Annotated in this window: 9 protein-coding genes; 6 read left to right on the top strand and 3 right to left on the bottom strand. The window is 66.3% G+C overall.

Annotation, left to right across the window (positions count from 1 at the left end; genetic code table 11):
• Window positions 1-208: 208 nt before the first annotated feature.
• Entirely contained in the window at window positions 209-994 is a 786-nt protein-coding gene (locus ACH0CP_RS18540) for a thioesterase family protein (RefSeq protein WP_406875616.1), read from the bottom strand.
• On the bottom strand, window positions 991-2,535 hold the full coding sequence (locus tag ACH0CP_RS18535) for a class I adenylate-forming enzyme family protein (protein WP_294441790.1): 1,545 nt from the start codon (window positions 2,533-2,535) through the stop codon (window positions 991-993). The genes ACH0CP_RS18540 and ACH0CP_RS18535 overlap by 4 nt, the downstream gene beginning before the upstream one ends.
• Before the next feature lie 67 nt (window positions 2,536-2,602).
• Between ACH0CP_RS18535 and ACH0CP_RS18530 the strand changes: the two genes are divergently transcribed.
• On the top strand, window positions 2,603-3,385 hold the full coding sequence (locus tag ACH0CP_RS18530; RefSeq protein ID WP_294441791.1) for an SDR family NAD(P)-dependent oxidoreductase: 783 nt from the start codon (window positions 2,603-2,605) through the stop codon (window positions 3,383-3,385).
• A 78-nt stretch (window positions 3,386-3,463) separates the two neighbouring features.
• Here ACH0CP_RS18530 and ACH0CP_RS18525 read toward each other — a convergent pair whose 3' ends face one another.
• Window positions 3,464-4,672, bottom strand: a complete 1,209-nt coding sequence (locus ACH0CP_RS18525; protein ID WP_294441792.1) for an MFS transporter — start codon at window positions 4,670-4,672, stop codon at window positions 3,464-3,466.
• A gap of 127 nt (window positions 4,673-4,799) precedes the next feature.
• On the opposite strand from ACH0CP_RS18525, the gene ACH0CP_RS18520 reads away from it, so the two are divergent.
• From ACH0CP_RS18520 to ACH0CP_RS18500, 5 genes are all read left to right on the top strand, one after another.
• A complete protein-coding gene (locus ACH0CP_RS18520) occupies window positions 4,800-6,020 on the top strand; it encodes an acyl-CoA dehydrogenase family protein (RefSeq protein WP_294441793.1) in 1,221 nt (406 codons plus the stop codon).
• A 106-nt stretch (window positions 6,021-6,126) separates the two neighbouring features.
• Window positions 6,127-7,191: an acyl-CoA dehydrogenase family protein gene (locus tag ACH0CP_RS18515; RefSeq protein WP_294441794.1), complete on the top strand. Its 1,065-nt coding sequence runs from the start codon at window positions 6,127-6,129 to the stop codon at window positions 7,189-7,191.
• 173 nt (window positions 7,192-7,364) lie between these two features.
• The gene (locus ACH0CP_RS18510) at window positions 7,365-10,412 is read left to right on the top strand and encodes a TonB-dependent siderophore receptor (RefSeq protein WP_294441795.1); all 3,048 of its coding nucleotides are present in this window, start codon (window positions 7,365-7,367) and stop codon (window positions 10,410-10,412) included.
• Window positions 10,413-10,521: 109 nt separating this feature from the next.
• Window positions 10,522-11,856, top strand: a complete 1,335-nt coding sequence (locus ACH0CP_RS18505) for an MFS transporter (RefSeq protein ID WP_294441796.1) — start codon at window positions 10,522-10,524, stop codon at window positions 11,854-11,856.
• Window positions 11,857-11,930: 74 nt separating this feature from the next.
• The gene (locus ACH0CP_RS18500) at window positions 11,931-12,317 is read left to right on the top strand and encodes a DUF1801 domain-containing protein (protein ID WP_294441797.1); all 387 of its coding nucleotides are present in this window, start codon (window positions 11,931-11,933) and stop codon (window positions 12,315-12,317) included.
• Window positions 12,318-12,456 lie beyond the last annotated feature (139 nt).

The following is a 12,456-nucleotide window of genomic DNA, read 5'->3' as shown; positions in this document are numbered from 1 at the left end:
TTCAATACCATGTTTTATATAGGAAATATAATGGTCAGGACAGCGAAATCAGCGCCTTACTTGGGAAATGTGGGATGGAACCCATCTGTCGCGCGAGTGTGCCGTTACGGCCGGCAAGTGTCGCAATTTGTCGCGGCACGGCGGGATGTGCGCCGCATTGGTGCGGCATGGGAGGGACTTGGCGGCCCCTCCCGAACGCATCGCTCGATCAGGCGAAGACGGCGACCGACTGCATCTGTTCGGCGACCATTTCGCCGGCGCTGTTCCAGATACCCATCTGCTGCGAGGAGCTGCCGGCGCGCGCATAATCGGCGTTGGAGCGCAGCAGCCACCAGCCGTCTTCGGTCTTCGGCTGCGGCCCGAGGACGTTGAGGATCCACGTCATCGAGCTCATCGGCACGTTGCGGCCGAGCAGGCGGAGCGCGGCGGGCGGCAGGCAATCGCCGACCGCCATCAGCTCGACCATCGGATCGAGCCCCTCGCGTTCGTTGAGCCGCGTCCAGCGCAGCCATTCGGCGGGAAGCAGGTTCGGCCCGTCACGCCGATCAAGGAATTCGAAGTTCTGCGTGAAGGCGACGTGCGGGTTGCCCTTGAACGTTTTTTCCTCCGGGCCGGGCTGCTTGAAATCGGGGACGGTGGTGGTGGCGTAATCCACCTCGCTTTCGATCGCGCGCATGAAGACGAAGGTGCAGCGCAGGCCAAGTCCGGCTTCGCTTTCGATATCCGCCTGGATGAAGGCGGCGTTCTTGCCGCGGCGCAGGCGATGCGCGGTGACGAGGATCGGGCCGGAAAGCGGGCCGATGAAGCTGACCTGGGCCGAGCGGAGCGGGGGCAGATCGGTATCCGACTGCATCGCGCAGTGGAGTGCGATCGCCGCAGAGAGCCCGCCGTATGCGGTGCGGCCCTGCAGCCAGCCATCCGGAATTTCGCCGCGCCAGCCCGGCGCGTCGCCAAGCGGCGTCAGGCCATCGAGAATCTCTTTCAGGCTGGTCATGCGTCTTTCCCCCGGAAATCCCCTGCGGCGAGCCGATCGCGCAGCTCGCGCTTCAATACCTTGCCGATCGCGCTGCGTGGCAGCTCGTCAGCGACATACAGTTTCGACAGGCGCTGCGTCTTGCCGAGCTTCTCGTTGGTGGCGGCGCGGATCTCCTCCGCGCTTGCGGTGGCACCATCGCGTGGGACGTAGAAGCCGACCGGCGTTTCGCCCCATTCCTCGCTCGGCACGCCGACGACGGTGCAGTCGGCGACGGCGGGATGCTGCGCCAGCACCGCTTCCAGATCCGACGGGTAGATGTTGAACCCGCCCGAGATGATCATGTCCTTCTTGCGATCCATGAGGATCAGGAAGCCGTCCTCGTCGATCCGCCCGACATCGCCATGGCGGATCCAGCGATTGCCGTTCGCATCGTAATATTCGGCGTCGCGCGTCGCGCCCTCGCGCTTGTGATAGCCGTTCATCATCGCCGGCGAGCGGCCGACGATCTCCCCCATCTCGCCGGGGGCGACTTCCTTGCCCTCCTCGTCGAGCAGGATCGCCTGGTGGCCGGGCGACAAGCGGCCGACGGTGTGGAGCTTGTCCGGATGCTCGTCCGCGACGAGGATGAAGGAGGCGCCGCCTTCCGTCATGCCATAATATTCGACCAGCTTGCCGGGCCAGCGATCGAGGATGTCGCGCTTCAGCTCCGCCTTAAAGGGGGCCGAGGTGCACGTCTTGAAGCGGAACGCGCTGAGATCGAACTTGTCGAAATCGGGCAGCGCCATGATGCGTTGATATTGCACCGGGACGAGCATGGTGTGCGTCGCGCGATATTTTTCGGCGAGCTCCAGATACGTGCGCGCGTCAAACTTCTTCATCAGCACCACGGTGCCGCCCCAGGCGAGGGTGGGCAGGAAGCTGACGAGCGTGGTGTTCGAATAAAGCGGGGTCGATAGCAGGGTGACGGCGGTGTCGAAGCCGGCGCCGCTGTTGCGCGAGAGATGCTGCCAGCGCATCGCGTGGCTCTGCACGATCCCCTTGGGAATGCCGGTGGTGCCCGAGGAATAGATGATGTTGAAGCCATCATCGGGCGCGATGCTGACAGGGGCGGGCTTGGCGTCGGCAGGCGCGAGCCAGCCGTCCAGTTCCTCCAGCATGATGATGCGGGCGGCCAAGGTCTCGTCCTTCAGCGCGGCGGCATTGGCGGCATCCAGGAAAACGAGGTTCGCGCCGCTGTCGGCGATCATGCCGGCGATCTGATCGGGCGTGGCGGAGGGCTGGATCGGCGCGGCGACCGATCCGGCCCGCACCGCGGCAAGAAAGACGATTCCCTGGGCCACACTGGGGTAGCTCACCATCGCCACTGCCTGGCCTTGCACCGTACCGTCGCGTTGAAGCGCGGCGGCGGCGCGGTCCATGGCGGCATCGAGTTCGCCGTACGTGACTTGCGTGTCGCCGTCGGCGATCGCGAGCTTGTCGGGCTGGGCCACGGCGTGGTGACGGATCAGGTCCGGCAGGGTGCCGAACGGCTGGGCAAGCAGATCTTCAACTCTCTCCATGATTCGGTCGCTAGCGGCACGATCCCGCGAATGCCATACGCCACGTTCGAAAATGCAGGAGAGCGTGATGGACGGCGGCGTGGCGATCGTGACGGGTGGGGGAACGGGCATCGGGGCAGCGGTGGTGCGGCGGCTGGCAAAGCGCGGGGTGCGCTGCGTCATCAACTATGCCCATAGCCGCGCCGAGGCGGAGGCGCTGGCCGCCGAGGTCGCGAACGGATCGATCGCGGTGCAGGCCGACATTGCCGAGGACGCCGAGTGCCGGAAGCTTGCCGCTGCGGCGACCGAGGCGTTCGGCCGGCTCGATTTCCTTGTGAACAATGCCGGGCGCACCAAGCATGTGGTGCACGAGGAGCTGGACGGGCTGGATGCCGAGGATTTCGTCGGCATCTATCGCCTGAACACGATTGCCGCCTTCCAGATGGTGCGCGCATGTGCGCCGGCAATGCGCGAGGGGCCGATGAGCGCGGTCGTCAACGTCGCCTCGATCGCCGGGCTGCACGGTGTCGGCTCCTCGATCGCTTATGCCGCGTCCAAGGGCGCGCTGATCACCATGACGCAGAGCCTGGCACGCGTATTGGCGCCGGCGATCCGGGTGAACGCGGTGGCGCCGGGCTATGTCGGCACCGGCTGGTTCGAAAAGGCGCTGGGCGTGGAGGGCAAGGCGAAGCTCGACCAGCGGATCGCAGCGCAGACGCCGATGGCGATGGCCCCGCAGGCGGAGGACATTGCCGGGCCGATCGAGATGCTGCTCGATCCCGCAGCGCGGGCGATCGTGGGCGAGACATGGCGGGTGGATGCCGGGTTCCACCTAGACACCGGCGGCAGCCGGCGGCCGGGGCGCGACTGAGCGAGGGATTGCGAAGTAGCGTCACCCCGGATCACGTCCGGTGTGACGCACTTCAGGATCGTGTGTGCATGGACGTGATCATGCGAGCTTGCCGCGGCGGAGCACCACGCCGAACAGGAAGATCGCGAAGGTGACGGCGCAGAGCAGCGAGGCGAGGGCAAAGGCGCCGCCCGCCGCGCCGCGCTCCGTGCCGAACGCCAGTGCCTGGGTCATCGCCAGTGGGCCGACGATCGCGGCAATGCTGGCGATGCTGGCCATGCCGCCCTGCAGCGCGCCTTGATTGGAGGCGTCGACCCGTGCCGACAGGATCGCGTTAATCGATGGGCCGACGAGGCCGGTCAGCGCCCCCAGCGCGATGAGCAGATAGATCTGCCACTCCGCCCGCGCGAAGACATAGCCGGCAAAGACGATCATCCCGGCGGCCAGCCCGATCAGCACGGTTCGCTCCTCGCCGAAGCGCCGGATCGCGCGGCCGATGAGGAAGATCTGCGCCACCATCATGGAAAGGCCGGAGGCGGCGAGCGACCAGCCGATCGCCTTCGCATCCCAGCCAAGCGCGATCTCGCCGAAGAACGCCCAGGTGGACGGATAGACCATGTGCGCGATCTGCCAGACGAGCGCGCCGGCGAGCAGCGCGGCCGCTCCGCCAGCGCGGAACAAGGGCGCGAAGGCACCCACCGCATTGGCGCGGCGCCAATCGAACGGGCGACGGCGCTCCGGCGGGAGGGTCTCGGGCATCAGGAACAGGATCACCCCGGCGTTGACCAGGGCCAGCGCCGCCGCCGCGACGAACGGCGCGCGGGTGCCGAATTCCACCAACAGGCCGCCGATCGCCGGGCCCAGGATGAATCCGCCACCGAAGGCCGCGCCGAGCAGGCCGAACGCCTGTCCGCGCCGTTCGGGCGGGGTGACGTCGGCGATCACGGCGTTGGCGGGGCCGTAGGTCGCGCCGGCGATCCCCGCGATAGCCCGGCCGAGGAACAGCCAAGCGAGGGTAGGCGCGAACGCCATCAGCCCATAGTCGATGCCGAAGCAGGTAAGGCTGATCAGCAGTACCCGGCGCCGGCCGAAGCGATCCGACAGGCTGCCGATCACCGGGCCGGCAAAGAAGTGAGTCACAGCATAGACGGCAAGCAGATAGCCGCCGATCCGCGCGCCCTGCGCCAGCGATACGCCGCCCAGTTCGACGATCAGCGAGGGAAGTACCGGCAACACGATTCCGAAGCCGATCGAGTCGATCAGCATGGCCAGGACGGCGATTGGCACGGCGCGGTGATCGAATCGCATCGCTCTGGCTCCCCTCAGCGCTGATCTAGCCGATCGGGGCTTGCATGTCCCTTTGCTTCCGCGATCAAACGTGCCATGACTTCGCGCCATACCCGATATTCAGAATCGGCTTCGGAGAATTGAACTGATGGCAACTGCCGCCGAACTCGAACGCCCCGCCGATAGCGCCGACGGCTTCCGCCAGGAGGCACGTGCCTGGCTGGAGGCGAATTTCCCGCAGAGCCTGCGCGGCAAGGACAACGCGATGTCCGCCGTCGATGGCCCGACTGACGAGACGCCCGAGCAGAAGCAGTGGCGCGAGGCGATGGGCGAGAAGGGGTGGGGCACGCCCACCTGGCCGAAGGAATATGGCGGCGGCGGGCTGACCCGCGAGCAGGCGCGCATCCTTAGCGAGGAAATGATGCGCATCGGGGCCTGGAACCCGATCGGCGGCATGGGCGTGATGATGTTCGGCCCGACGCTGCTGGAATATGGCAACGAGGAGCAGAAGCGGAAGCACATCCCGGGCATCGTCCGCGGTGAAGTGCGCTGGTGCCAGGGCTATTCGGAGCCGGGCGCCGGTTCGGACCTCGCGTCCTTGCAGACCTTCGCCGAGGACAAGGGCGATCATTACATCGTCAACGGCCAGAAGACCTGGACGAGCGGCGGCCAGTGGGCGGACAAGTGCTTCGCGCTGGTGCGTACCGACAAGACGCAGAAGCATGCCGGCATCAGCTTCCTGCTGATCGACATGGACGCCGAGGGCGTCGAGACCCGGCCGATCAAGCTGATCTCCGGCGCGTCGCCCTTCTGCGAGACCTTCTTCACGAACGTAAAGGTGCCGAAGGAAAACCTGGTCGGCCAGGAAGGGCAGGGCTGGACGATCGGCACCCGCCTGCTGCAGCACGAGCGCAACTCGCTGTCGGGCGGCGGCGGCTCGCAGGGCCGGATGAACCAGGGCGAGCCGATCCCGTCGATCGCCAAGAAGTATCGTGGTGTCGATGCCGAGGGTAAGCTGGCCGATAGCGACCTGCGCACCCGCATCATCAAGCACGAGATGGACCAGCGTGCCTTCGCGCTGACGCTGCGCCGCGCGGCGCTGGAGGCCAAGGGCAATGCCGGGCCGTCCGCGGCGACCAGCGTGATGAAGAACGTCGGCGCGCGGATCACGCAGGATCGCGCGGAACTGGCGATCGAGATCATGGGCATGCAGGGCCTGGGCTGGGAAGGCGAGGGCTTCAGCAACGAGGAACTGGCGCAGACCCGCACGTGGCTGTGGGGCAAGGCGGTGTCGATCTACGGCGGCTCGTCCGAGATCCAGAACAACGTCATCGCCAAGCGCATCCTCGGGATGCTTGATCACCAGTAATCACGGTTAGGCGCGGCGCAGACACGCGTCGGAGAGGGCCGGGTCGAGGGAGAGCGCGGCAGAACGCTCTCCCTCCCCGGCAGGTCCTTCTAAGGGGTTTGAACACATGGCAGCACTGAACGACGAACAAGTGATGCTGCGGGACATGGCGCGCGAGTGGGCTGACAACGAACAGCCCACCACCGCCTTCCGCAAGCTGCGCGACGCGGCACCGGCAAAGGGCTTCGATACCGAGGCCTGGAACACGATCGGCCAGATGGGCTGGAGCGGGATTGTCATCCCGGAGGAATTCGGCGGATCGGCCTTCGGCTATCTCTCGCTTGGCCTGGTGGTAGAGCAGCTCGGCCGCAACCTGGCGGTGAGTCCGTTGTCGTCCACCGCGGTGGCGGCAAGCGCGATCGCGATGGGCGGCTCCGACACGGCCAAGAACGAATGGCTGCCCAAGCTCGCTTCGGGCGAGGCGGTGGCGACGCTGGCGATCGACGAAGGCCCGGTTCACGGCGGCAAGATCGAAGCCAGCGTTTCGGGCGGGAAGCTGAGCGGCGCGAAGAAGTTCGTCGCCGAGGGTGATGGGGCGGACGTGTTCGTCGTCGCGGCAACCGACGGCCTTTATCTCGTCCCGCGCGGCGAGGGCGTGACGGTGTCGACCCGCAAGATGGCGGACAGCCGCAGCCATGCCGATGTGACCTTCGCCGATGCGCCGGCCGAGAAGCTGGGCGGACCGGAACTGACGCAGGCGATCGTCGACCGCGCGACCGCGGTGACCGCGGCCGAGATGCTGGGCATGGCGGACAGCGCGTTCGATCAGACGCTCGATTACCTCAAGCAGCGCGTCCAGTTCGGCCAGGTGCTCTCGACCTTCCAGGCGCTGCAGCATCGCATGGCCAAGATGAAGACCGAGCTGGAGCTGATGCGCTCCGCGGTCGAGGGCGCGCTCGAGGCGATCGACGCTGGCCGCTCGGATGTCGACCAAGCCGTCAGCCTCTCGAAGGCGATCGCCAACGATACGCTGAAGCTCGTTAGCCGCGAGATGGTGCAGCTGCACGGCGGTGTCGGCATGACCGACGAATATGATGCGGGCCTGTATCTGAAGCGCGCGGCGGTGCTGGAGACGATGTGGGGCACCGCGTCCTATCACCGCGACCGTTTCGCCCGCCTCAACGGCTATTGAAACACGTTTCACAATTTACGGTACGGCGGCGGGGCTCCTCAGGGCTCCGCCGCTTTTTTATGTCCGGCGGCGGGAAGGAGGCGTTAAGCGGCTTGACGTAGCGGAAAGCGCATCGTCTATTCGAGGAACCGGTACGGCGCACACAGACGCTGATCGGCAACGGGAGAGAGATGATGGCGAAAGCGATTTTCGCACGCGCAAGCGCCTCGACGGCGCTTGCGTGGGCCCTGGCGATTGGCACGGCACACGCTCAGATCGGCGGCGATCCCGCCCCGGTACAGACCACCCCCCAAGAGACCGCAGCCCCCGATATTGTGGTTACCGGTACGCTGATCAGGGGCACGCCGGAGAACCTGGCGGTGCCGGTGGACGTCATCTCCGGCGAGGAACTGGCGCGGCAGGGCGCGCCGACCGCGGTCGACCTGCTCAAGAACCTGACCATCGCCAACGGCACGGTGGGTGACGCCAACCAGTTCGACACCCGTGCGCAAGGGTCCGAAGGCGTCGCGTCCGTCAATCTGCGCGGCCTTGGCCCGCAGCGAACGCTCGTCCTCCTTAACGGCAAGCGCATGGTGGCGTCCGGCCTCGGCATCCCGATCGTCGACGTGAACATGTTCCCCGCTGCCGCGATCGGCCGCATCGAAATCCTGAAGGACGGCGCCGCCGCCACCTACGGCTCGGACGCGATCGCCGGCGTGGTCAACTTCATTACCCGCACCGATCAGCAGGGTTTCCTGGCGTCGGGCGACTATCGCTACATCCGCGGGTCCGATGGCGATTACGGCGGTGCGCTGTCCTATGGCCACGAACAGGATGGCTTCCGCGTGTTCGGCTCGTTCGGTTATCAGCGCCGGTCCGAACTGCGGTTCACCGATCGTGACTTCGCGGTTCAGCCATATCCCACCAACCCGCAGGGCGCGTGGACCGGCGGCGGCAATCCCGGCAACTTCGACTTCAACGGCACCGTCGGCGGCATCAACCTGACGACCGATCTTGGCTGTGCCGGCCTCGGCGGCTTCCGCAGCGCACCCGGATCGAACACCGACCGCTGCTTCACCAATTTCGGGCAGTTCGACAATCTGGTGGAGCCGGAAGAGCGGTTCCAGGCGTGGGTCGATACCGAGTTCGACATCACCGATAGCGCCACGCTGCGGCTGACCGGCCTGCTCGCCTTCACCAACACCAGGGTGACGAGCTCGCCGAGTTATCTGCCGACGCTGCCACCGTCGACCAATGCAGCGTTCGGCAATGGATCGCTGTTCGTCATCCCGGGCTATGCCCCGGCGCTGCGGGACTATTGCACGCTCTATGGCGCGGCCGCGGGCTGTACGCGTGGACCCACCGGTGCGCTGGATAGTGCGGTGGGCCTGCCCGTGCTGTTCCGGCCGTTCCTGCTCGGCGGCAATCCCCTGTTCCAAGACGAGAAGAACAATCGCGGATCGGCGATCTCCAAGCGCGAGACCGAGGCTTATCGCTTCACCGCCGACGTCAACGTCAAGCTGACGAGCGACATCGATTTCAACGCTGGCCTGACCTTCAGCGAATATGCGCGCGATTATGACGGCACCGACGCCTTCGGTGATCTGTTGCAGAACGCGATGGCCGGCTTTGGCGGTCCGAACTGCCCCTATGCCTCCACCGCCTCGCGCGCTGGACTGACGCCAGCGCAGCTCGCCGGGCTCGCCGGCACCAACGGCTGTACCTATTTCAACCCGTTCTCAACCGCGATCCCGGCGAATGCGGTGAGCGGGGTCCCCAATCCAAACTTCGCCGGTACGCGCAACCCGGCCGGGTTCAGCCTGACGCCGGGCGCGGGCCTGATCAACGACCTGTCGACGATCGACCTGTTCTTCCGCACGCCCAACACGCAGGTGCGCACGAAGCAGTTCGTGGGTGACCTGTCGCTGTCCGGCCGCACCGGGATCCGCCTGTGGGCGGATGAGGACATCGGCTTCGCGGTGGGCGCGCAATATCGCAAGAACTGGTTCCGCACGTTGCTGAACAATGATGCGAACATCGCGATCACGCCGTGCCCCGGCACGCCGCTGAACCCGGCCGCCACCTGCAACCCGCAGACCGGCGCCCTGGGCTTCCTCGGCACCAATCCGCAGCGCAGCGAAAATGCCGACGTGTACGCGCTGTTCGCCGAACTTCAGGTGCCGATCATCGAGGCGATCAACCTGCAGCTGTCGGCGCGCTACGAGGATTATCGCGGCAACGTCGGCTCCACCTTCGATCCGCAGGCGCGCCTGAAGATCGAGCTGACCGACTGGCTGGGCCTGCGCGGCGGCGTCGGCACCAGCTTCCGTGGCCCGCCGCCGCAGAACCTGTCGGGCTCGGCGGTGTCGCTGCAGGTGATCGGCACGGGCTTCCGCGCGGTGGAAGTGTTCGGCAACCCCCTGCTGCGGCCGGAAAGTGCGACCACCTACAATGGCGGCGTGCTGATCGATCGCGGTCCGTTCACGGCGAGCCTCGATTACTGGCGCTATGACTTCAAGGGGCCGATCGAGGCGGAGCCGGTGTCCGGCATCACCAACGCGCTGTTCGGCGCGTCTGGCGCGGCGAACTGCGACAACCCGGCCTATGCCGCGCTGCAGGCGCGCTTCACCTTCAACGCGGCGGGCTGCAACATCAACAACGTCAGCCGGCTGCGCACCCAGGTGTTCAACAGCGCCGATGTGAAAACCTCAGGCCTTGACTTCCAGGCGGCATATCGTGGCGAGCTTGGCCCGGCGCGCGTGACGGTGGGCGGGTCTGCGACCTATGTGATCGATTACAAGATCGGCGCGTTGCAGGTGGAGGGGATCACGGTGCAGCCCGCGTTCGACGCGGTCGGCCTGCTGAACTTCCAGACGACGGCTTACCCGATCCCGCAATGGCGCGGGAACTGGTACGTCCAGGGTGATGCCGGCCCGCACTCGCTGCGGCTGCAGTTCAACTATGTCGATGGCTATACCGATCAGCGGGGCCCTGCGATCTTCGGCCCGAACGCTGGCGCCCTCGCCGGCGCCTCGGTGACGCGCGGCAAGGATATCGGATCGTGGCGGACGTTCGACGCGACCTACCGCCTGGCGCTCGACAGCGGCACCAGCTTCACGCTGGCGGCGGTCAACATCTTCGATCGCGATCCGCCCTTCGCGCGGCTCGATCCGAACTATGACAGCTTCACTGCGTCGCCGCTCGGCTTCACGTTGAAAGCCGCCGTGTCTCAGGCCTTCTGACCGGGTGCCGGCAGTGATGTTACGAAACATTGCTGCCGGCCACCTGCTGCTGACGTTTGCCGGCCGAGCCGATAGGCCGGAATGAATAATATGGGTTGGGGAGAACGAGATGGATGCCAGCACCACGTGGTCGCAGGAGTCGCGCGACGCACGGGCGCTACGCCGCCGTGGCTGGACGCTGGGGCTGCTGACCACGGCCTATTTCTTCAGCTTCATGGATCGCCAGATCCTGTCGATCCTGATGGAAGCGATCAAGGCCGACCTGCAGCTGTCGGATACGCAGCTGGGGCTATTGTCCGGGCTGGTATTCGCCATCTTCTATGCAACGCTGGGCCTGCCGATCGCGCGGCTTGCCGACCGGTCCAGCCGCACCAACATCATTGCCGCCAGCCTTGCCTTCTGGAGCGCGATGACGGCGGTGTGCGGCTTCGCGCAGAATTTCGTCCATCTGATGCTGGCGCGCATCGGCGTCGGTATCGGTGAGGCGGGCTTCGGCCCGCCCAGCCAGTCGATCATTGCCGACCTTTATCCGCCAGAGAGGCGGGCCAGCGCCATGGCGATCTACTCGCTCGGCGTGCTGTTGGGCGGCGGGCTCGGCATCGTGATCGGCGGCGTCGTCGCGCATTCCTATGGCTGGCGCGTCGCGATGATGGTTGTCGGCCTGCCGGGCATTGCGCTTGCCGTGATCATGAAGCTGTTCGTGGTCGAGCCGCGCCGCGGCCTTTCCGACGGCAAGGCGCCGGCCGAGCCTGACGGCGCGCCGGTGATGGGCTTGTGGAAGGGCATCGGGACCATGTGGAACAACGGCGCGGCCTTCCATCTGGTCGCGGCGATCACCATCACCTCGCTGGTCGGCTATGCCGTCACTGGCTGGGGACCGAGCTACATGCAGCGCTCGCTCGGCATGTCGATGCTGGACGTATCCAAATATGTCGCGCTGCCGGCGGCGTTCGTTGCCGGCTTCTCCGCGATGCTCGGCGGCTGGCTGTGCGATAGGGCGGCGAAGAGCAAGGGCATCTACGCGCAAAGCTATGTCGTGGCGGTGATGAAGATCGTCGCCTTCCCGTTTGCGCTGGCCTTCTACTTCGTCGATCACCTGTGGCTGGCGTTGGGCTCGTACTTCGTCGCGGCGATCTTCGCCGGCGCATATATCGGCCCGACCTATGCGATGATCCAGCACCTCGCGCCGCTGCGGCTGCGCGCGACCTGGGCGGCGCTGACGCTGCTCGCGACTAGCCTGCTCGGCCTTGGCCTCGGGCCGTTCGCGGTGGGCCAGATCAGCGATCTGTTGCGGCCGACCTATGGCGCGGAATCGCTGCGCTGGGCGATGTTCTCGGTCGCGATGCTGACGCCGTGGGGCATCTTCCATTATTGGCGCGCTGGCGTGCTGATGAAGCGCCAGGAAGCGGCGGGCGAGGGCAATTTCGCGACCAGCGCGGCCTGATCTCAGCGCCGGGCCTCTGCCGCCATGGTGGAGGCCCCGTTCTTCGTGGGACAGAATGGCCGGGGAGGGGGCGGGTGCCCAGTGTCGAGGAATATCGCCAGTCGCTGAACGGCGACACGCGTGCGATGATCGACCGGCTCCGCGTGATCGTCTCCAGCGCGCACCCCGACCTGGTCGAACGGATCAAGTGGAACGCGCCGAGCTTCGGCGTTGGGGAGGCTGATCGCATCACCCTGGGCGTGGAGCGCAGGGGCGGCGTCAGGCTCGTGTTGCATCGTGGTGCCAAGCCGCGCAGCACCACCGGTTTCTCGTTCAGCGATGATGAGCATCTGGCCAAATGGCCGGCGCCGGACCGCGGCGTGATCGTGTGGCGGGAACTGGCGGATATCGAACGGGATGCGGCTTCGCTGGCGTCCCTGTGCCGGCGGTGGATTGCCGCGACCGCCGACGACCTGATCTAGACGGCGCCACCGGAGCGGACGGTCACTCCGTCCTGGATCAATCCTCGATAATGCGGTCGTCGAACATGCCGAAGGCGAGCGTCGAGGCGTAGAGGCCGATCGCGCGCTCGCGCGGCATCGCCCAGGCCCATTTGCGCAT

Source organism: Sphingomonas sp. 179-I 2A4 NHS (assembly GCF_045369135.1).
GTDB lineage: Bacteria > Pseudomonadota > Alphaproteobacteria > Sphingomonadales > Sphingomonadaceae > Sphingomonas.
This window is presented reverse-complemented; position numbering and strand designations above follow the sequence as displayed.